The sequence below is a fragment of the Mesorhizobium sp. CNPSo 4671 genome (assembly GCF_057784245.1).
On the sequence record NZ_JBWLUW010000011.1, the window covers coordinates 371,358 to 392,438 of the forward strand.

The window sequence follows — 21,081 nt, forward strand, 5'->3', positions numbered from 1 at the left end:
GGCGCTGGCCTCGCGGCCGATGCCTTCGGGCGGCTTTCCGGCCCGTTCCGGCACCATCTCGATGCAAGGTGATAGCGATGGTCAGATGAGATCAGATCAGGTCGGTGCGGCGCGGTCCCGGATGGTCGGCGCCCTTGCCATGCGCTACCCAGGCCAATTCCGCGCGGCCGCCGAGGTGCAGCTTCTCGTAGACGTGATGCAGGTGCATTTTCACCGTGCCTTCGGATACATGCAGCCGCTGCGCGATGGTCTTGTTGCGCAAGCCGCGCGAGACGAGGTCGGCGATCTCGGTCTCACGCCCCGTAAGCCTGGACACCGGCTGAGGCTGTGATCGGGGCATCAGCAGTTGCTGGACGATCTTGTTGTCGATCCACTTCTTGCCTGCCGCAACCGCATTCACGCATTCGATGAGATAGCGGTGACTGATGCCGTCGAGCAGCAGACCGTCACCGTCGAGCGCCTGTATTTCCTTTATGTCGAGCCTGCCGTTTGGCTGCACGATGAAGATGACGCCGGGAGCGCTGTTGCAGGCCTTCAGCCGAGAGGAGAGACCGGCCGTCCGCGGATCCGCTATGTCGAGGCCAACGATGACAATATCGGGCCGATGGCGCTCGACATGGGGGAGAACGTCGACAGGACGGCGGCACTGGGCGACAACATCGTGTCCAGCCTTATGCAGAACCGATTCCAGACCAGCGAGATACACCCCCCGCGGGTCCGCCACAACCAGAGTCGACATGCGAACACCGTCCGTAAAAAACGCAACGAACTTGGTAAAATATCTATGAAGTTAGGAAACCAGAACTTAGGCAGTTTGTCAAGGAGTGGCTAATATTCATTTGGCTATGATAACAAGCCGATGCTGTCGAGCCGGTCGGCGCCGATGCTGCCCGGCAGCAGGTTCGTCCGACGCCAATGGCCGTAGCAGCGCCCAATTGGCCGCGAAAGCAATCCACGAGTTACAACCGGTCGGCGGGGCTACGACTTTGGTGCAGGGCAACCATGGCTTCTAACCGTCACCGCAGGTTCACCTGCCCCTGCCGCTACTGGTGTCGGCGACCTGGGTCAGCCCATCGCGTAGGATGGATGCCTGAAGCATCCAGGAGGGCTTGGTGACCTCCCATCAGCCGAGGGCCGCAACAGGTAGAAAATACATCCGGGCAGACTTCAGGCTCTCGCGTTGGCGACGCGGCCGGATGCGCAATCATTCAGTGTCGCGATGATCGAGCAATTCAAGCATGGTGGTCAGCATGCTTCCAACTTCTTCCGAGATTTCCTCGGGGCGAATTCCCGCCCTGATGGCGTCCGCCGTCACCCGGTCGGCGAGTTTCGCTGCAAGGAACGGATCGGACTTCGAAATGGGTGGAACATTATCCTCCACCCATCTCTGCAGGAATTCGATGCCCCGAGCGCTCATGACGGACTAATGCGCGCTGGAGCGATTTCGTTCCCCCGAGTATGTTCAAGAAAGCGTCAGACCCTTGTGATCGGGGCCTGACGTTCCCCAAGGCTCACATTACGAGGAACGAAGACGCCGTCAACGACAGATGCGGGGCAAGGGTGGCAAACTGGATCTGATGCGCGCCGCCCGAGCCATCGGCGTCGAAAGAGAGGGCGCCGGTCGAACTGTTGTAGATAATGTGGTCGCTGCTGTCATGCGCACCCCTGCCGACGTGGAATGCCGAGGTGGAAAGGGGGGTGCCTTGAAGGGTGCCGCCTTGAAGGCCGGTAAACACAGTGTGGTCGAGCAGGATCTTGTCCTGGGCCACATTGAAGTCGGTGATCTTGTCGATATTGCTGGTGTTGAGAGCGGATTTGAAGACAAAGACATCCGCGCCCCCATTTCCCGTGAGAACGTCTTTCCCGCCACCGCCGTTGATGTAGTTGTTGCCGGCATTGCCATCCACGGTTTGGGAGAACTCGTTTCCTTTGAGATTGATGGGGGAGGTGCCGGACTTGTTCGTGGTGGCGAGATGTTCGATCTCCGAGCCGGCCGACAATACGTAACTCACCGATGCCAGCACGGTATCGTTGCCGCCGCCCTTCAGTTCCACCACCTTGTCGCCGGCGTTGTCGACATAATAGGTATCGTTGTAACCGCCACCGATCATGGTGTCGACGCCGGTGGTGCCGTGAAGCACATCCGCGCCGCCCGTGCCGTAGAAGGTGTGATCGGTGGTCGGAGGCACAGTGCTGGGAGGGGGCACGGTGCTGGTGGGGGGCGTGGTGGTGCCAGTCGTATCGCCGGTCGAAGGCGTGCTTGTGGTGCTCTGGTTGTGCTGAAGGAAGAGGGCCTGCAGTGCTGACGAGCTGCCAAGCGCCGTATCGCCCTGTTGAGAACCCCACGCATAGGCATAGTCGAAAGCGGGCGACGGAACCAGCTTGGCCCAGTGATCCAGCATGGTCTGTTCCTGGGTAACGGTGGGAAGGACATATTGGCCGCCCGTATCGGTGGTGAAACTGCCGCCCCCGAACGTCTGGTAGACCGGGACGATCTGGTTGACCGGGATGCCCGAGGCGACAGCCGCGGCCACGGTCCTGTCGATCATGTTGTAGTCGACCGTGCTTATTCCGGTGCGCACCGGATAGGGATCCAGGCCGTAATAGTCGATATGCGTGTTGGCGGGATTGTAGGTGTTTGAAAAATCGGGATTTGCGGAGGACCCCATGTTCATCATGGTGATGAAGGTCTTGGCGCCGGGCAGGTTGGTGTGGATCCAGTCGGATTCCGCCCTCAGATTCGCGGCGGTGGCGTAGGTTCCCCATTTGCCGGTGGGGTCCGGTTCATCGACGAGGAAAAAGCCAAACAGGTTCGGATTGCCGATGAAAGGCGTGACCTTCTGGATGAATGACGAGGTTGCGCCATTGGCTTCATTGAGCCAGACCAGACCTTTCGTGCCGGCAGGCAGGGCGTTGAGTTGGTCCACGGATGAAACGTCGACAAGATTGAATCCGGCGGTTGTGACCTCGGAGGCCGACCCACCCGAGGCGTAGTGGAGGGTTGTCATGCAAATATCCTTCGTCCGATTCGGTAGGCACCCCATGCCTGCCTATTGGAAAGGATATATTAGAGCCAAATCAAATACCGGCGCCCATTGATAGAATCGTTGATCATGGCCAGGAGAGCCTACGCGATTGGAAGGCTGTCTTGGTCCCGGGACTTGTCGACTGTCTAGATCAGGATGACGTTTGGTTGGATCTTCATCCTGATCTATCTAACTCTTTGTCGAAGCATGATCTTTCCGAAAGCCGGTTCCCAGTTTTCGGGATCATGTTCCAAGATATTTTCAGCGCGGCAACGCAGGACCAGACTGTCCCCGCCACGGCGGCAGCGCCACCGGATTTTGTTGTGGATCTATCAGGAAGGTGCACCAGCATCCTGTCTGATTTCAGCCTCGGAGAGTGCGCATAGCGGTCGTCCATCCACTATGCGCCGCTCACCAGAAAGGCTCTTTCTATCAGCGGCCGGTTGTGGCTGAGGTAGGGTTCAACCAGCATATCGAGATGCCCGCCGACGATCGGGACTATGCTCAGACCGGCCAGGGAAGCACTCCAGCCAAGATCTGTCGGAACGCCTTTACGCCTGCATCGAAACAGGGTGGCTGTAATCGGCAGCACCGTCCTTGGTTGCGCGAGCCACTGGGCAAATGCGCGCATCCGCAGGATTTCCTCGAGCTCGAGGCGCAAAATGAATCGCGTTCTGGCGAAGGTCTTCCATTTCAGCCAGTCGATGCCTCTCGCGAGCAACGCCTCGGCACCAAATCTGGCAAATATCTTGGCGATAGCCCGCAAAAGCATGCGATCCACCGTCACTCTGTGGGTGTGGATGCGCTGAGCGGTGCGTGCGAGAGTTTCACGGTAATTGTGCTGCCCAGGGCCGATATTGGTGTCGAGTATTCCCAGGAACGTGATCGATCGACCGGCGGCAACGAGTTTAGCGGCAACCTCGAACGCGACGCCGCCGCCAAGCGAATAACCGATCAGATTCACATTGCCGTCCGGTTTGGCCTGGTTGATCTGGTCGACGACCGCATCCACCATCCGCGGTATGGTGCCATGTCCCTTCAGCAGATCGTTCAAATCCCCGTAGCGCACGGCAACCACCCTGGCGACATTGCTCATCTCGGCACCGAAGGCCGCCAGGCTTGGACCATAGCCGATCGATCCCGGCACAATGAACAAAATGGGCCTGGGGTCGGAGGCCTCGACAAGCGCGCCTTTTGTGTCTTGCCCTGGAGACGCTGCCCTGACGACATCGGCAAAGCTCATCCCGACCGTGAACGCGTCCAGGTTGAGTTCCCGCCCCAGAGCCGTCTCAAGTTCCATGACGAATTGTAGCAGCTTCAATGAATCGCCACCGGCATCGTCCCAGCGACTGCCAGCTGCCCTTTTGCCCGGAAGAATCCTCTCCCATACGGCCGCCGCGGTGCCTTCGATATCAAGCGGGTTCGCTGCCTGCCCGGCGATGGGCATGTCATGGGCGTCTTGCGCCTTCAGTGCGCGGTCCAGTTCCCGCAACTTGACGCCGTCGACCTTGCCGCCCTTGAGCTGCGGGATCTCGGCAATGCTGTGCAGTCGCGTTGGATGAACCGCCAGCGGCAGAGCCGCCCTGATCATCTCGCGCAATTCAGCAATGAGCTCGCCTCCGCCAGGTCTCGCGGGGACGACAAAAGCCACCAGTTCGTTCGCGTCCGTCACCACCGCAACGGCATCATTCACCTGAGGCGCTCGGCGCAAGACGAGCTCCAGTTCGGCCGGTTCGACCCGTCGCCCGTTTATTTTGATCTGGCGTCCCTTTCGCCCGACGATCCACATCATTCCGGTATCGTCGACCTTGACCAGATCGCCCGTTGCAAAGGTTCGAAGCCGGGGATTGCCGGAGTTCGCCTGAAGAGGGACGTTTTCCCCATCTGTCCAATAGCCGAGCGTGGTGTAGTTGCCTCTGATCAGCAACTCTCCGTCATTGCCCGGGGCGACTTCGCATGCGTTCTCATCCACGACTGTGTATTCGATGCCGGGCAGGACGAAGCCAACCGGGACCGTTGCGCCTCGTTCCGGGTAATCCCTCGGCAGGAACCATTGCGTGCCCGTCGTTTCCGTGGACGAATAGCTGATCTGGACTAGGCAGGACTGGGGAACGCTGTCGCGGAGCCGATCGATGTCGGACCACAGGATCTTTTCCCCGCCGACCCGCACGATCCGCAAGGAAGAGAATGCATTGGGCGCAGCACCATTCATCAACACACGCAGCAGCGCCGGCACGAGATAGACGCCCGTTACCCGCCATTTCTCGAAATTTTCGCGGACGGCGCGAATGCCGGCGCTTTCGATGTCGGAGAGGTACAGTGTGGCGCCGCACAGCATCGGGGTCATCATCTCGCGGCATCCCGCGATCGTCGCCGGCCCGGTCAGCGGCATGAACACGTCGTCGGGACCGAAGTGACAGGCATCCACATATTGCTGAACGCGTTGGAGGATCGCCCGCTGGCTGTTCACGACGCCCTTCGGCGCCCCGGTGCTGCCTGACGTGTAGAGAACGATTGCCGGGGCATCGATCGACACTTCGGACGGCAACCCCGGCAAGCTGCCGTCCGGCGTCGCGGCCATGCAACTCGCCGCATCGATCCATTCGAGTGAGGAGGCATCGGGCCAGCCTGGCGGCTTGCCCGGCCCTGGCTTGACGATCGCGGCCAGCCGTGCGCTGGTGGCAATTGCAGCGAGGCGCTGAAACGGATCCCGGGGGTTCAACGGCACGACGGGCCTGCCAGCCCGCATGGCGGCCAGCATGGCCACCGGATACCAGAGGGTATTTCCGACAAGAAGCCCGACCGCCTTGCCCGGTGGGGCCGAACCAGCAATCGCACCCGCCAGGGTTTGGACTGCGTTCAGCAGTTCCGAAAAGCTGAGGGATTTGGAGCCGTCGCTGATCGCGATCTTGTCCGGGTATTTTTCGACAATCCGCTCCAGGTGAAAGAACGCCGATTTTTCGGAGAAGTCGTCGCCCATCCGTGGGAAGAGGCGGCTGGTTGGTCCGTCGATGTCAAGAGGGCGGGAGGAGGCCTGTTTCCATGTGAAGCCATCTGGAGGGCTGGTGTTGCGATTTGCCACAACATCTTGATCCGTCAGTCCGCCAACCAACGGCAAGGTGCGTGCAAAATAGCTTTCTAAACGCGGGCGCCCCGACGTTTCCAACACAGCCCCCTTGCTTTGCTGACTGGCTTCGCAGTGTCGTACGCGACCATGTTGGCCCTCGCATCGTCAGAACGAATGAGTTCCGGGTCAACTCATAGATCCGATGGCAGTCGTCGTTGCATCGCCGCATCGTCCAAGCCCTTGCTTCATTCAAACAGACGAGGACAGCGCGAAGGCCTGCTCCTAGCGTGGACTTGGGTGTTGTGTGTGCAGGGGCGATGAAACCGGGCCATGGAAACAGATAGGGCCAGCGGTTTTGCGCGATTGGGATACTGCCGGCATCCAGGAGGGACGGGATGAGTCCGCATCTGGTTTGCGTTGGAGGCGAGGATCACCGGCTTAGAATCCCGTTCCTTCTGGCGCTGCGTGAAAGGGGCTTTCGGGTCACTGCCGTCTCGAGCGATGCCGGAGGCGCCTTTTCACCCCATGGCATTGCGCATCGCCGGCTTGCTTTCGACCGCTTTGCCAGTGGCGGTGGAGAATGGGGTGCAGTCAACGCTGTCCGCAAATTGATGTCCGAACTGCGTCCCGACATCGTTCAAAGTTTCGACACCAAGCCCAACCTCCTGACCCCTTTGGCCGTGCGCGGGCAGGTTCCGGTCATTCGCACCATCAATGGGCTTGGCTGGACATTCTCGTCACGGGAACCGCGGGCACTGGCCCTGCGCCCGGTCTTTTGCGGCCTTCAGTGGCTGGCGTCACTTTGGACAGCCACGACCGTGTTCCAAAATCACGACGATCAGGCCTTCTTCGAGCGCTATCGGCTGGTGGGCCACGGCAAGGGGCGGCTGATCCGGAGCTCCGGAATCGACCCGAATGCATTCTCGACCGCAAGGTATCGTGGCCCTTCGGCCACCACGATGCGCGAGGACCTTGGGCTGCAGTCTGCCGAGGTCATAATCTTTGTCGGTCGGCTGACTCGCCAGAAGGGGATCCCGACCCTCATCAAGGCGGTTCCCCGCGTCCTCTCCAAGAGGCCCAACGCGCGTTTCGTGCTTGTCGGTCCGCAAGACTCCGAAGGTCCGTTTGCGGTCAGCAGGTCCGATATCGAGCAATATGCTCCTCATGTCATAGCCCTGGGGCCAAGGCGGGACGTTCCTGCCCTGCTTGGCATGGCGGATCTGTTCGCGTTTCCAACGCAGTATCGCGAAGGTATTCCGCGCGTCCTGCTGGAAGCAGGATTGTCCGGATTGCCAATCGTCGCTTCGAGAATGCCCGGCTGCAATGACGTGGTTGAAGATGGCTGGAATGGCTACCTCGTCGCGCCGCGCGATGCGGATGGCCTGGCATCCAGAATAGTCGATGTTCTGTCCGATCGCGCCCGTGGCAAGATCATGGGCAGCCGTTCCGTCGGCCTGGTGCGGGAGCGCTTTTCGCTGTCGTGGGTCGTCGACCAGTATTGCGACCTATACAAGACCGTGCTCGACGGCAAACACTGCGGCAGCCTTGCTCGATCAGCGCCCGCGATCTTGAGGGAAGAGGGTGCGCGGAACCCCCGGCTGGGTGAGGCGCGGCAATGATCCGTGATGCGCTCCTGGCCTTCGGTGTCGCGATGTCCTACGCGGTGCAACTCAGCATCCCGGGGCTGCCGTTCGGCTATAGCGAACTGTTCCTCTCGCTCTGGATATTGCTGTCGATCACGCGGATCCTTGCAGGCGGCCGGCTTGAGGCTACGCCGGCCCTGGCCAAGCTTGCACGTTTCTGGCTGATCCTGACGCTTACCCTGGGCGTGGGGTTTATCATCGGATTTCTCACGACCACACTGTTCCTCGATCCGTTGTTGCATGACACGATGGCGTACGTGCTGTTGGCCTGCGTTACCTGTCTGGCTGCAGCGGAGCCCAACGCGGCCCTCCGTTTACGCCGTATCGCCTGGTGGATGATCGCTGTCGCGAGTGCAGGCTTTGTCGTTCAGCTAGGGCTTGGTTTCGGCTGGATCCATCAGTCTGGCGTCGATCCCTGGTACTGGGACCGTTTCTGCGGTTGGTCCGACAATCCGAACCAGCTTGCGCTCTACTGCGCGCTGCTTGGTCCCTTGGCCCTGCATCTTGCCGCGACCACCAGCAATCCTTGGGGAAGATGTCTCGGGTTGTGCAGCCTGATCCTCACCTTCTATGTCGGAAGGCTGACAAAGAGCGATACCTATCTCTATACGACTGTCCTGGCTTGCCTGATCCTTCTCGGACTGCGGGTCCGGGCCTGGCTGACAAGCGACGGCGGCAAGGTCAGCCTTCCACGGCAACTTGCCCTGCTGTTGGCCGTTGGATTCCTTCCGTTGGCCATATCAATGGCGCCTTACGCTCTCAGCGAGGCCGCCAGCGCCGAAGACTTCGCCAAGAGCCTCACCAAGGACAAGGGCGGGGAAGCGACCGCGGAAACCGCGGCACTTCGCCTCTACCTCTGGGAGGAGGCATTGAACAAGGGAGCAGGATCCGGATCTCTGGGTCTCGGTCCAGGCCCGCACCTTGATACTCCGCCCGTCGTCAATCAGCAATTTCTGCCGCGGCCTTTCGAAGCCCATAGTACAATCCTCGATCTCTACACTCAGGGCGGCCTGATTTCAGTCCTGGCCCTGCTGTGGATCCTTGGCTCGGCCGCCTTGTCAGCGTGGCGTGCGAGACTGGACGTCCTCGTGGCGCTCGTAGCCTCGATCGCTGTCTTCAGTGCTCCGCACCTGATCATCCGCCATCCGATCGTGTGGTTCTGTCTGACCCTGTGCCTCGTCGCTGGAACGCCGCAGGCGATCCCCGCGACCGTTCGCCAGAGGAGATATTAGAATGTGCGGGATCGCCGGAATTCTCTTGGCGCCCGATGCGGCCGATACGAACGCGCTCAGGGCGATCAGGCCGATGGCGATGGCCCTTCGTCATCGCGGGCCTGATGGCGAGGCGTTCTGGATGAACCGGGAAGCCGGGATCGCCTTCGGCCACCGGCGTCTGGCCATCGTCGACCTGTCGGAGGCAGGTCGCCAGCCTATGCACTCCGCAAGCGGCCGGTATGTGATCACCTTCAATGGCGAGATATACAATTTTCGCGATCTGCGTCGCGAACTCGAAGGAGCGGGCCACCATTTCCGCGGCACCAGCGACACGGAAGTCATGCTGTGCGCGATCGAGAGCTGGGGCCTCGACGCGGCACTCCAGCGCTTCGCCGGCATGTTCGCTTTCGGCCTGTGGGATCTGAAGAGCCGGATCCTCCATCTCGCCCGCGACCGAATGGGCAAGAAGCCGCTCTATGTCGCCTCGACACGTGAAGCGCTCGTCTTCGCCTCGGAGTTGAAGGCGATCACGTGCTTCCCGGGCTTCAACCCGGAACTGGACGGCGATGCGGCGGCAACGATGCTTTCGAAAGGATGGGTGCCGGATGACCTTTGCATCTGGCAGGGCGTGTTCAAGCTGCCGCCCGGTTCAGTCCTGTCGGTGACAGCGGCGGATTTCGCCAGTGCCCGCAGTGCAGGCTCGCTTGCGCATCGCATTCGCCGCTGGTGGTCGCTGGCCGATGTCGCCAGCAAGGCGCAGCGAGATCCGATTGCCGGCAGCGACGAGGACCTCACGACCGAGCTCGACAGCCTGCTTCGCCTTGCCGTCAACGAACGCATGATCGCCGATGTCCCGCTTGGCGCCTTTCTGTCGGGTGGGATCGATAGCTCGACGGTCGTCGCCCTGATGCAGGCACAGTCCCAAAAGCCCGTTCGCACCTTCACCATAGCGTTCGGTGAGAGCGGGTTCGATGAGGCTCCTCATGCGGCCGCGGTTGCGCGGCATCTGGGCACCGATCACACCGAACTTCACCTTTCACCGACCGCGGCGCTAGAAGTCATTCCGGAACTACCGGGGATCTGGGACGAGCCGTTCGCCGATGAGTCGCAGATACCGACGCTGCTTGTGTCGCGCCTCGCCCGGCAACACGTAACGGTGGCTCTATCGGGTGATGGCGGCGACGAGTGCTTCGCCGGCTATTCTCGGCACTTCCTGGCAACCCGCCTCAGAAGGCAGCATGAGTTGCCATCGTCATTTCGTCGGATGTTGGCGGCGGGGGCTGGATTGCTGGCTCAGGCCTCCCAGAAAGACATCTTCGGCAGCCTGCCGCTTTCGGCGAATATGCGGCACGGTTTGCGCGGTGACCGGTTGAACCGGCTCGCCCGCCTGTTCGCGGCGGCAAATGAGGACCAACTGCTTCAGCGGCTGACGGAATCTTCGACCAACAACCTTCTTCATCACAAGCCACCGGCATCGAATGCCTGCGCGGCAGAACTCGACGACTTGCTATCGCGTCTCCTGTTTGACGACATGACCGGCTATCTCCCCGGCGACATCTTGGTGAAGCTCGATCGCGCCACCATGGCCAACAGCCTCGAGGGACGATGCCCGATCCTGGACCATCGCGTCGTCGAATTCGCCTGGCGCCTGCCGAGCAGTGCCAAGGTCCGAAATGGCAAGGGCAAATGGATACTTCGCCAGCTCCTTGATCGTTATGTACCGCGCTCACTGGTTGATCGGCCCAAGCAAGGTTTCGACGTTCCGGTCGGGGCCTGGCTGAAGGGACCCCTGCGCGACTGGGCGACGGATATCATCGCCACGATACACCTGTCCGGAGACGGGGTCATCGACTGTGCGAGGGTCGACGCATGCTGGCGCGATCATCTGCGTGGAAACCAGGATCATTTCCGTGACCTGTGGCCGCTGCTGATGTTCCAGGCGTGGCGCAACGAAGCCATGCGGCCATCAGCGCCGGCAACGCGCCCTACTTACGATATCGAACTCACAGGGGATTGAGATGGAAGGTTCCATAGCCAGCCGAGCCAGGCTCCCGCGCGCTAAGCAGATGACTGTCGCAACGCTCGACACCAATCCGCGTATGAGCCGGCCGTCACGCGAGCCCGTGCAGTCGCCGTCTCCCCTCCATCAACTCGTCGTCACCTTGGCAACGAGAAAATGGCTCTTGCTTGCCGTCGCTCTTCTGGGCGGCATTCTGGCCGGCCTCGCGGGCTTTACTCGCCCGGTGCTGTTCGAGGCGACGACGCAGGTCATCATCGACGCCCCGAGCGGCGGTACTTCGGGCGCCACGGCATCCGCCCAAGACTCGCTGGAGTCGAGCATCGATGACCATCTGACGATGCTCTCGTCGCAAGGCCACCTGCGTCGGGTTCTGGCGGCTCTTCGCCAACCGCGGGCGGCCGACCTTGCCGCAAAAAGCGGCATCAGTGCCGTCCCGCCCGCCGCAGGCTCGTTCTTGAGCGATCTGCTGAGCCGGGTCTGGACGCAGGGCAAGCCGGCGGCAGGAAGTCCGGAAGCGGACGCGGCCGCGCTGAAGACCCTGCGGAACGGAATGAGGGTCGGACAAGAGCTGCGCTCGCGCGTCATCACCATCGGCTTTACCGATGCCAGTCCGGCGCGTGCCGCGCTTGTCGCGAACACATTCGCTCAAGTCTATATCGAAGATCTCGTAGAGAAACGCCGTGCGTCGGATCAGTTCGAGCTGGAATCGCTGGTCGCCAGCCTGCCGCAGGTGCAAAAGGATCTGGTCGAAGCGACCGATCGGCTGGAGACATACCGGCTGACACATGGTGCCGTTGATCAAAGCGCGGCCAACAACGCAGCCGGTGAGACAGCGGAGCTCGGCCGACAGATTTTCTTGTCGAAAGCCAATCTTTCCGCCTCGGAAGCACGCCTTCACCATATTGAGGACCTGCGAAAGGCGGGCGCCCCTGTGTCGGCCATCGCCGAAGCGATCGGATCGCCTGTGTTGACGGACCTGGTGGCACGCCAGCAGGGCGCCGCTGCGGACGGCGATCTGGGCAACGCGATCACCCGTGAAATGGAACAGGGCATCGCGCGCATTGCGGCCGAGGCAAACGTCTACCGCGCCCAGGTGGCGGCTCTCGAGGAGCGCAAGGGGATGCTCGACGCGGCCGTGGCCGACACGGCGAGCCAGCTTTCCGGGTTGCGGGCCCTTGAGCCGCAGGTGGCCATCGTGACGCAACACTACAACGAGCTCCTTGGCCGGCAGCAGGACTTGATACGGCGCATCGCCGCTCCCTCGCCAGGTGTAGCGATCCTGTCGACGGCATGGCCGCCGTCAAATTCCAAGACCCTGTCACCGTTTTTCCTGATTCCACCCGGCATGATGGTGTTTGGTCTGATGGGGGCGGTCTTGGTTCTGGTCCGCAACATGTTCAATCAAACCTTGCGCAGCGAGGCTGAAGCCGAAGCCGAGCTTGGGATCCCGTGCATCGGACTGCTTCCCAAGGTTCCGGGACTGCATGCCAGACAGCTGCGGCATCTGGTTCTGGGCCAGCAGAACTCGCCGTTCAGTCGCGCCGCGACATCCCTTCTCGTCACTGCGGCCCCAACTCAAGGCAGGGGGCAGCCGCCGCATATCATCCTCGTAACGTCCAGCATCCAGGACGATGGCAAGACGGAGTTGGCATGGAGCCTGGCGCTGGCGGCAACACGACTGGGAGGAAGGGTGCTTTTCCTCGACCTCGACCGCAAGGACGCACGGCTCACGAACGAGTTTCGTGGCGAATTCGGCACCATCAAGGCTCACAATTCCTTTGGAGACTATGTAAGTGAACGCTGCACTCTGAAGGACGCAATCACGAGAATGCCGGAAATCGGCATCGATCTGATGGCCGCTCCAGCACCTTCGGATGATCTGCTGACGCTTTTGTCCACTGTCGACAAATCGCAGTTTACTGATGAACTGCTCTCGGTCTACGACGTCGTCATCATGAACGGGCCGCTGGGACTTGGAGGCCCCGAAACCAGACTTCTAAAGCGCTGGGCCGATGCGGTGCTTTTTGCCGTTCGCTGGTCCAGGACGCGGCGCAGCATTGCCCGTGGTGTTCTGGAGTCGCTGCGGGCCGGCGGACCCGTCACCGCTCCTGTAGGGAGTGTGCTCACCCAGGTGAATCTCAAGAGGCATGCCGGCTATCAGCTCGGGGATAGCGCCGATCTCCTGCTGGCGAGGGTTTGATGAGGACCGTCATCACCGCTCTCCAAGCAATGCCGCAAGGGACCAGGTGCGTTCCCGCAATCGGGCTTGACCCATAATGATCATTGAATTTTTCGGACCGCCTGGATCGGGCAAAACAACGTTTGCGCATGCACTCGCCAAGCAGTTGCGCGGGAAAGGCTATAACGCCAGGGTCGCTCTCAGCTATAGACCCAGCACCAGGGCCGGGAGCTTCGATCTTGGAATCCTGCTGTTCGTCTCAAGAATCGTGTCGGCAATATTTTCGACCGCAAGAATATTGCTTTCCTCGACAGGCCGACTGGACGAAATTTCCAATTCGTTCTCGTTGGTGAGGTTGATGCCACCAAAGAAACGAATCTGGCGTGCGCGTATCTGGCGATATATCTTGCACCTTTCGCGTTGCTGGAATGCCGCGGAGCAATCGCCGGAAATTGTCATATTCGATCAAGGGTACGTTCAAGCGATTGGATCGCTGGCGATGTTCAATGGGGGCACCGAACTCGGAGCGCTCGAAAAGGCGCTCAGCCTCGCGCCGCCGGCCGATCTCATCGTCAGGCTGGTGGTGCCAGCCGCGATTGTGGAGACTCGGCTCCGACAGCGTATGGAGCGCGAGCCGCCGGCAGAACGAATTTTCGAGGCCGACTTGAGCGTGAATATGCGCTCTATTGGTGTTTTTGAATCGATAAATGATCTCCTGACGACTTCGGGTCGGGAAATCATTTCCGTCGACAACGTTGACCGTCAATCGACCTTCAAAAGTATTTGTTATGTCGAGAAGCAAATAATTTCCGCATTGTTACGCACAGATAGGCCGGCCGCCGAAAAACAAAGGGAGTTCCCGAATCTTCCCATCGGCGTTCCTGCTTCGGCAACGGCGCCACCGCGGAACAAGGACATGGGTTCGCGACTCGCCTGGGCGAGCATCTTCGCTCTGTTGATCTATATTGGAGGCGCTGGGCTGACCAGTCTTGCGCAGTTGGCAATTGCACGCCTCATCGGGCCACGCAACTACGGCATCTATTCCTACGTTCTGGCATGGACCTCCGTGCTCGCCTATCTGGCAACGCTTGGCTTCAACGTATCATTGTTGCGTTTTGTCCCTGCCTACAGAGCCAACGGCAGGCTTGATCTGGCGCGGGGGGTGATAAGATTTGCCCTGCAAAGATCGCTGATTGCGGCGACGTTGTTCGGAATGATCGGCGCTGCCTCCGTGCTGCTTTTTTCAGACCACAAGCAAAGTGGGCTTGAGACAAGCATTATGCTCGGTATGGTGGCCGTGCCCTTGATTACCGCTTATGCTCTCGGAGCCACGCTGGTGCGTGCGTTCGGTGGCGTTGTCTCTGCGCTGTTGCCGGAGCGCATCGTACGAGACGGGCTCCTGCTCGTGCTGGTGGCACTGCTGGCCACGTCCGGATTGCGAACGGTGGACGCGCCATCCGTGACCCTCGCCGTGGTGGTAAGTTCCGCCTTCACGGTTGGGCTGGTGTTCATCACCGCCAGGAAGTTTGAACCACCCGGCCTGCGGCAAGCTAAGCCCACTTATGCATCGAGAGAGTGGTGGTTTGCAGTCCCCCCACTCATGCTCATCACCGGGCTCGATGTTTTCGTCAGCCGAGCAGGCGTGCTGGTTTTGGGCTGGACAGACCATATCCGTGAAGCTGGTATTTTCGCCTTGGCGTTGAATATCGCAATGCTCGTGGGGCTCTCCCGCATCGCCGTTGCTACTATGTTTTCGCCAACGGCTGCCGATTTGTATGCCAGAGGCGATCGCAACGGACTTCAGCAGCTGTTCGCGCGGGCTACCTTGCTTTCTGCTGGCGGCGCCGTCGTTGTCGCCATCCCAATGATGGTGATCGCCGAGCCGTTCTTGAGGTTCTTCGGTGAGGGTTACGCCGCGGGCGCGCCGATCGCGCGGGTTCTCATCTTGGGATACGTGTTTGTCGCGCTGTGTGGGCCTCAGCAGAATCTCCTGACCATGACTGGAAACGAATGGGCCGCCGCAACGACCATGATTGCCGGTGCTGTGGCCAATATCATAGCCTGTGCAGCGGGCGTCGCGATTTACGGCCCGATTGGCGCTGCCGTAGGTGTCGCGCTAGCCCTGAGCATCTGGAGCGTTGCCATGGCTGTCTATATCGGCAAGCGCCTGAAAATCATGCCAGGCTTGGTTTTTGCTCTGCTATCGATCAGGCCGAGCGCGATCGATGCCCATCAATGGAATTGGTTCTTGAGGGCGAGCAAATGACGGTACTCCATGCGTCGGTGCCGGTGCTCATGATGGCCCCGCACTTGAACGAGCGCCGGATGCATTCTTGATAGGCATTGCGGCAAGTAGGCCCAGGCATCGCCGAGATGAAGGCGTGCGTCGGAAGCGTCGACGTTCACCCGCCTCCTACTCCTGCGCTCCGCCGGCAGGGCCTCCATATATTGAGGGCTGTGTCCGTCATTTGAAGGATGCATGAGCTTCGGACGTGCCTCACGGTGTTGTGGCAAGCTGCGGAGCATCCATGGAACAAGTACCATTGGCGACGGCCCCGACGCCTTCGATGCGCCAGCGGTCCGAAAGGTCGACGCCTGTCGAGCCCGGCCAACGCGAAACCCTCACACAGGTCCAGGTTCTGCGTGCCCTCGCGGCCACCTCGGTCGCGTTGCGCCACGCCCAGCACGATGCGGCGAGCTTGGAACTAGAAGCCGGCCGCACCTTCCAGGCGTGGAATCCGATACCCTGGAGCGCTGGAGTCGATATCTTCTTCGTGATTTCCGGCCTGATCATGGTGCACACGTCGCGACAGCTGTTCGCCAAGACGGGTGGGGCGCGTCTCTTCCTTTCCCGCCGGCTCGCCCGGATTGTCCCGCTTTATTGGGCGGTCACCACGCTCTACCTTGCCGTGGCGTTGCTCGCTCCCTCATTTCTCAACCAGGACTACATCAATTTCCGGTTTGTCATCGAATCCTACTTCTTCATTCCGGCCGCTCGCCCCGACGGAGTCGTTCAGCCTGTCTACGAGCTGGGTTGGACGCTCAACTATGAGATGCTTTTCTACGTGTTGTTTACGGCGGCGATCTTGCTGCCCATGCGTTGGGCCGTCACCGTCCTGCTCACGGCCCTGGTGGGGATGGTGCTCGCAGGCCGTCTCGCGGCGCCTTTGCGAGAGCCATTCGCGTTCTGGACCAATCCGATCATCCTTGAGTTCGCTTTCGGCGTGACAATCGGGATCATGTGCGCCTCGGGTCTGCGGCCCTCCGGTTTCATAAGGGCCTGCGTCGCTGCAACCGGACTGGCCGCCCTGATGCTGGCGACGGCCTTTCCCGATATCTCGATCGGCCTTTCCCGCCCCGTGGTTTACGGCATCCCGGCATCTCTCATCGTCTGGAGTGCTGCCTTGGCGCCAGCCGAGCTGAGGCATGAAAGCCTGGCCGCGCGATGGGGCGCTGGCGTCGGCGACGCCTCCTATGCTCTCTACCTGCTGCATCCATTCGTGATCCGCGCCACGCGCATCTTCTTCTGGCGAACAGGCTTGATTTTGGTACTCGGCCCGTGGGCCTTTATCGCGTCGGCGCTGGTGATCACCTTTGGTGTGGCACTCATCACCTATCGCCTGTTCGAGAAGCCTCTAACTCGCCGTGCCCGACGGCTTCTGGGAGCCGGGTCCAGCACTCGACAGCAGCTTCACCCATTTCCGGTGCCGGCGTATCCCAAGACAGACTGATCGGGGGTTGGGTATGAGCCGGCGTTGTGCTTGCCGCCCGGCCCCCACCCGCTGTTTCCGCCCTATGCCTGAACGAACGCTTGTCGTTCTCGGCCGACGGGCCTTGCATGGAAATCCCGGTACCGTTCCACAAAACGTTGCACGCCGCCCTCGAGTGCTGTCGCCGGTGCGAAGCCGACAGCGCGGCGGAGGTCGCTGACGTCGGCGCGGGTCTCCAGGACATCGCCTGGGGGCAAGGGCACGTTGACACGTAGGGCGCGGCGGCCAAGGGCCGTTTCGATGTCGCGATCAGACGGTTGATCTCTTCGGGCCGGTCGTTGCCGATATTGTAGATCCGATATGGCGCCGAACTGGTGGCGGGATCGGCCGCGCGGCTGTCCCAGTCCGGATTCGGCCGCGGCGGCACGGCCAGCACGCGAACCAGCCCTTCCACGATGTCGTCGATATAGGTGAAATCTCGCCATACGCGGCCGGCATTGGCGATTTTGATCGTCCGTCCCTCGGCGATGGCATGGGTGAACGTATAGACCGCCATGTCGGGCCTGCCCCAAGGCCCATAGACAGTGAAGAAACGCAATCCGGTCACAGGCAAGCCGTACAGGTGGCTGTACGAATGCGCCATGCATTCGTTTGCGCTTTTGGTCGCGGCATAGAAGCTGACCGGATGACTGGCGCCATGGTGCTCGGAGAACGGGATGCTTCGATTGGCGCCGTAAACGGAACTCGACGAGGCATAGACGAGATGGCTGACGCCGGCGTGCCGGCAGCCCTCCAGGATATTGAGAAACGCGACAATGTTCGACTGCACATAGGCATGCGGGTCGACGAGCGAATAACGCACGCCGGCCTGAGCGGCGAGGTGCACGAAGTGCGATGGCTGGAAGTCCGAAAAGAGGGCTTTTACCAGCGCCTGGTCCGCCAGGTCCATCCGCATGGGCGTGAATCTCGGTTCGGCGCAGAGCTGTGCAAATCGCGCCTCCTTCAGCCTCAGGTCGTAGTAGGGCGTGAAATTGTCGACACCGATAACGTCGGCGCCGTGTCGCAAGAGCCGCAACGCAACATGAAATCCGATGAACCCGGCGGCGCCGGTGACGACGACCGGGCCCGCGCGTGCAAGTTTCAATACAGCCCCATCCGACCACGCTCGGGCGGTATCCACCAGCTTGTGGACCGTCGAATTCGCTTCGACCATGGCAAGTCACCCCCGCAGCGAGATCCCGCGCTGACCGCGTTCGATAACGCGTCGAAAGCGTGGAGATGGCGCCGCCAATTTTACGATCTGCGCAAACGCGGCCGCGCAGAATGCCGCCGCGTTGCATTGGCCCGATCTCGATCGCCTGAGTCCGGGCGGCTGCCGACGCCCGGCGGTTGCTATTTTATGGCAGGACCGAAATGCGCCCCAGAAGAGCCACCAACTCCGCCTGACGCCTTGTCTCGGTCTTGGCGAACAGCGAGGCAAGCTGGGAACGGATTGTCGTGCGGCTGAGATGCCAACTGCGAGCGATCTCCAGGGGCGCATCGCCATGCGCCAGGCGCAACGCCAGCTGCGTTTCCGCACTGGTCAAACCGAACATCCTTTGCAAGGTCTGAGGGTTTGCCGACGATGTGTTCTCCCGGTCCAGCAATGCGACGATGCTGGTGCCGTCAGGTGTGACGACGCCCGTCTCATTCAGGACCACCGGCCTGTCGCCCCTGCTGCGGATCACCACCCATGAGAGTGAGCCCGGCTGGAAGTGGACCGGAACATTCGCAACCAGCCGCCTTAGCCCGGCGGAAAGCTCGATGGCTGTGTCGGCCGCTTCGCCCTGCCGCTCAAGCGTCTCTTGAGCGGCAGCGTTCCATTCGATCACTTTCCTGTCGCGGTCCAGCACAAGATAGCCGCAGCCGATGCGGTCAAGCATGCCGGTTATGGATTCCAAACTGCGTCGCTGCGGTCCGCCAATTCTGGCGTCCGGCCGATCCGGCAGATGTATCGGACGTGCGTGACGAGTATCTTTCAGAGCAATATATTGGCTGATCGCAACCGCCTCGTTGCGCCTCTCAATTAGTGTCATCGCTTCTACCCCAACCCTAGTTGCTACTGACCCAAGTAAATTTTCACGATTTACTTGCTTTGAATTCCGCCAACCGACGGGAATGCACTCCTTTGGCTTGAATTTCGACACGTCTGAAGACATCCGCGGGAAGTCTGTTCCGCAGCGTTCGTTGAACATGCCTTTTGATGAGCCCAACCGAGCCTGATTCTATTCGCCGGCAAAGCCATAGCAATCCGGCAGTGGTACTAGGCTGCCCTGTCGCGGCCTAGTCTCGACGAACTAGATAGAAGGTTGTAGTCTGGCGCATGGCTTCGTATCTGCGCTGGCTCAAATCGAACGTGTCAAACACGCCGTTGGCTCATGTAGCTTCGCTATTGGTCCTTGCAGCAGCGATAGTACTCGAAGCGATAAATACGATATATCTCGGCGAGGGGGTGACGTTTATTGCGTTTATCCCCATAATTATTGTTATCGTTTATCTCGAAGGGCGTCTGGTTGCCATCGCCGCGACGTTTCTCATGGCGGCCGCCGGCTTGTGGATGCGACGCGTTCTGAACGCCCATCTCTCTGCTGAAGATTGGACGAGCGCCATCTTCCTTCTGGTCTCCGGTGGCCTGATCGCATTTGTGTTCCACCGCCTGCGACAGGATCTGCGCGGGGCGCTTGAGGTCGCAGAATCGAGGCTTGCTGCCATCGATGCCGCCGAGAGTCGTTACCGTTGGGCGTTCGAGCGCGCCGCCCTGGGTTTTGCAAATGCCAATCGACGTGGCGAACTGCTGCAATCGAACAGACGCTTTTGTGAGATGACCGGCTACGGAGGAGAGGAACTTGCCCAGCTCAAGCTGGAAGGGCTCGTTCTTGGCGACGATCGAGATGCCGTGCGGGGGGTGTTGAAGGATTTGGATAACGGCGCCTCGTCGTCCGCTGCGGATATTCGCCTGCTGCGGAAGGACGGCAAGGCATTCTGGGCTCGTCTGTCCCTGTCGTCATCGCGGCCTGACGAGGCATCGACCGAGAGCGTGTTCGTGGTGATCGACGATATTTCCGAGCGACGCGCCGCACGCGAGGCCCTCCGTGCTCAGAAGGAATGGCTTGATCTCGCTCTGTCTGCCGGACGCCTGGGTACGTGGCGAATAGATCTCAAGGAGGGGACGGTCGAGGGCTCCGGCAAGTTCTGGGACATTCTCGGCCTGCCGCCGATGCCCGTCCGCCGCTTGGAAGAACTCTCGGCCGTCATCCATCCAGCCGACTGGCCGAAATTGGCTGCCTCGGCAAAACCCTCGTCGGCGGTGAACTACGACATCGAGATTCGTGTCAGGCGGATGGATGGGCACGTACGCTGGGTTGCTCTGCGCGGACGGCAGGAAGAACGCGGCGACCGCGCAATCCGCATCGGGATCGCTGCCGATCTGACCGAGCGTCGACAAACCACGCTTCTTCGCGCTGCCGTAAAGAAGCGCGAGCGCATCATGCTCGAAGACCGCCATCGGTTCAGCAATTTGTTCCCGGTGATCACGGCCCTGGTAAAGATGATCAATGTTCCCGAGAACGACGTTGCCAAATACAAGGAGATGCTGGTCGACCGGATCAGAACGCTGGAAGCGACGCATCTGCTCCTGTCTCGTCATACCAGCCTGTCGGGGATGCTCCACGATCTCGTGGCCCAGGAGTTGCAACCCTTCAAGGAGACGCGGGACATAACGATCGACGGCCCCTCCCTCACAGTGCCAGCTGGCGCCGCCGAGAGCTTTGCGATGATCCTTCACGAGCTGACGACAAACTCCGTGAAACACGGTGCACTGGGTGACTCACAAGGCAAGGTCGAAGTTAAGTGGCAATTCGCATCCGACGGCGCAGGAGGCGATCTCGTGTTCGATTGGGTGGAATCGGGACGGCGGAAGAATTCAAAGGTCGTGCGCCACGGTTTCGGATCCATGATAATCGGCGTGGATGGTACACCGCTTGTCGGTCATTCCCCGAAACTGGAAATATCGGAGCACGGACTGCGATACTCGTTGCGGTTATCGCGGAAGGAAATTGAACTATAGCGCATGTCGCCGCAATGCGATCTGGGATTGGGAAACCAGCATCCATAGCAGGATCCAAAACGCGCCGGTCTCGCAGGTCTACCCTCAGCATGCCGGTCCAAACCGCTACCCGCTTCG

At 60.6% G+C, this 21,081-nt stretch carries 12 protein-coding genes and 1 pseudogene; 7 read left to right on the forward strand and 6 right to left on the reverse strand.

Annotation, left to right across the window (positions count from 1 at the left end; genetic code table 11):
• Window positions 1-91 precede the first annotated feature (91 nt).
• The 4 genes from AC04SF_RS28275 to AC04SF_RS28290 form a co-directional block, all read right to left on the reverse strand.
• Window positions 92-739 (reverse strand): response regulator transcription factor, encoded by a 648-nt coding sequence (locus AC04SF_RS28275; protein ID WP_488480441.1) that lies wholly within the window; start codon window positions 737-739, stop codon window positions 92-94.
• A gap of 465 nt (window positions 740-1,204) precedes the next feature.
• Window positions 1,205-1,417 carry a DUF768 domain-containing protein gene (locus AC04SF_RS28280; protein ID WP_488480442.1) on the reverse strand — a complete coding sequence of 71 codons (213 nt, stop codon included), beginning with the start codon at window positions 1,415-1,417 and terminating at the stop codon, window positions 1,205-1,207.
• 94 nt (window positions 1,418-1,511) lie between these two features.
• Window positions 1,512-3,008 (reverse strand): calcium-binding protein, encoded by a 1,497-nt coding sequence (locus tag AC04SF_RS28285; protein WP_488480443.1) that lies wholly within the window; start codon window positions 3,006-3,008, stop codon window positions 1,512-1,514.
• Between the two features lie 418 nt (window positions 3,009-3,426).
• Window positions 3,427-6,195, reverse strand: a complete 2,769-nt coding sequence (locus AC04SF_RS28290) for an AMP-binding protein (protein ID WP_488480444.1) — start codon at window positions 6,193-6,195, stop codon at window positions 3,427-3,429.
• 293 nt (window positions 6,196-6,488) lie between these two features.
• Here AC04SF_RS28290 and AC04SF_RS28295 point away from each other — a divergent pair, with 293 nt between their 5' ends.
• The 6 genes from AC04SF_RS28295 (at window position 6,489) to AC04SF_RS28320 (ending at window position 16,880) form a co-directional block, all read left to right on the forward strand.
• Entirely contained in the window at window positions 6,489-7,712 is a 1,224-nt protein-coding gene (locus AC04SF_RS28295; RefSeq protein ID WP_488480445.1) for a glycosyltransferase, read from the forward strand.
• Complete coding sequence (locus tag AC04SF_RS28300; protein WP_488480446.1) at window positions 7,709-8,968, forward strand: O-antigen ligase family protein; 1,260 nt, start codon at window positions 7,709-7,711, stop codon at window positions 8,966-8,968. The genes AC04SF_RS28295 and AC04SF_RS28300 overlap by 4 nt, the downstream gene beginning before the upstream one ends.
• Before the next feature lies 1 nt (window position 8,969).
• On the forward strand, window positions 8,970-10,967 hold the full coding sequence (gene asnB, locus AC04SF_RS28305) for an asparagine synthase (glutamine-hydrolyzing) (protein ID WP_488480447.1): 1,998 nt from the start codon (window positions 8,970-8,972) through the stop codon (window positions 10,965-10,967).
• A gap of 49 nt (window positions 10,968-11,016) precedes the next feature.
• Window positions 11,017-13,170, forward strand: a complete 2,154-nt coding sequence (locus AC04SF_RS28310) for a GumC family protein (protein ID WP_488480448.1) — start codon at window positions 11,017-11,019, stop codon at window positions 13,168-13,170.
• A 76-nt stretch (window positions 13,171-13,246) separates the two neighbouring features.
• Window positions 13,247-15,415, forward strand: a complete 2,169-nt coding sequence (locus AC04SF_RS28315; RefSeq protein WP_488480449.1) for an oligosaccharide flippase family protein — start codon at window positions 13,247-13,249, stop codon at window positions 15,413-15,415.
• A 262-nt stretch (window positions 15,416-15,677) separates the two neighbouring features.
• Window positions 15,678-16,880 (forward strand): acyltransferase family protein, encoded by a 1,203-nt coding sequence (locus tag AC04SF_RS28320; RefSeq protein WP_488480450.1) that lies wholly within the window; start codon window positions 15,678-15,680, stop codon window positions 16,878-16,880.
• 62 nt (window positions 16,881-16,942) lie between these two features.
• Here the strand turns inward: AC04SF_RS28320 and AC04SF_RS28325 are convergent.
• Both AC04SF_RS28325 and AC04SF_RS28330 read right to left on the reverse strand, forming a co-directional pair.
• Window positions 16,943-18,003: pseudogene (locus tag AC04SF_RS28325) on the reverse strand (NAD-dependent epimerase/dehydratase family protein).
• A gap of 253 nt (window positions 18,004-18,256) precedes the next feature.
• Window positions 18,257-19,093: a helix-turn-helix transcriptional regulator gene (locus AC04SF_RS28330; RefSeq protein ID WP_488480451.1), complete on the reverse strand. Its 837-nt coding sequence runs from the start codon at window positions 19,091-19,093 to the stop codon at window positions 18,257-18,259.
• A 128-nt stretch (window positions 19,094-19,221) separates the two neighbouring features.
• Here AC04SF_RS28330 and AC04SF_RS28335 point away from each other — a divergent pair, with 128 nt between their 5' ends.
• Entirely contained in the window at window positions 19,222-20,964 is a 1,743-nt protein-coding gene (locus AC04SF_RS28335) for a sensor histidine kinase (protein WP_488480452.1), read from the forward strand.
• Window positions 20,965-21,081: the final 117 nt, after the last annotated feature.

Coding starts and splice junctions, on each gene's coding strand:
- AC04SF_RS28335 (WP_488480452.1), top strand. CDS start 19,222: ATGGCTTCGTATCTGCGCTGGCTCAAATCGAACGTGTCAAACACGCCG.
- AC04SF_RS28315 (WP_488480449.1), top strand. CDS start 13,247: ATGATCATTGAATTTTTCGGACCGCCTGGATCGGGCAAAACAACGTTT.
- AC04SF_RS28320 (WP_488480450.1), top strand. CDS start 15,678: ATGGAACAAGTACCATTGGCGACGGCCCCGACGCCTTCGATGCGCCAG.
- AC04SF_RS28300 (WP_488480446.1), top strand. CDS start 7,709: ATGATCCGTGATGCGCTCCTGGCCTTCGGTGTCGCGATGTCCTACGCG.
- AC04SF_RS28295 (WP_488480445.1), top strand. CDS start 6,489: ATGAGTCCGCATCTGGTTTGCGTTGGAGGCGAGGATCACCGGCTTAGA.
- asnB (WP_488480447.1), top strand. CDS start 8,970: ATGTGCGGGATCGCCGGAATTCTCTTGGCGCCCGATGCGGCCGATACG.
- AC04SF_RS28285 (WP_488480443.1), bottom strand. CDS start 3,008: ATGACAACCCTCCACTACGCCTCGGGTGGGTCGGCCTCCGAGGTCACA.
- AC04SF_RS28280 (WP_488480442.1), bottom strand. CDS start 1,417: ATGAGCGCTCGGGGCATCGAATTCCTGCAGAGATGGGTGGAGGATAAT.
- AC04SF_RS28310 (WP_488480448.1), top strand. CDS start 11,017: ATGACTGTCGCAACGCTCGACACCAATCCGCGTATGAGCCGGCCGTCA.
- AC04SF_RS28330 (WP_488480451.1), bottom strand. CDS start 19,093: ATGTTCAACGAACGCTGCGGAACAGACTTCCCGCGGATGTCTTCAGAC.
- AC04SF_RS28275 (WP_488480441.1), bottom strand. CDS start 739: ATGTCGACTCTGGTTGTGGCGGACCCGCGGGGGGTGTATCTCGCTGGT.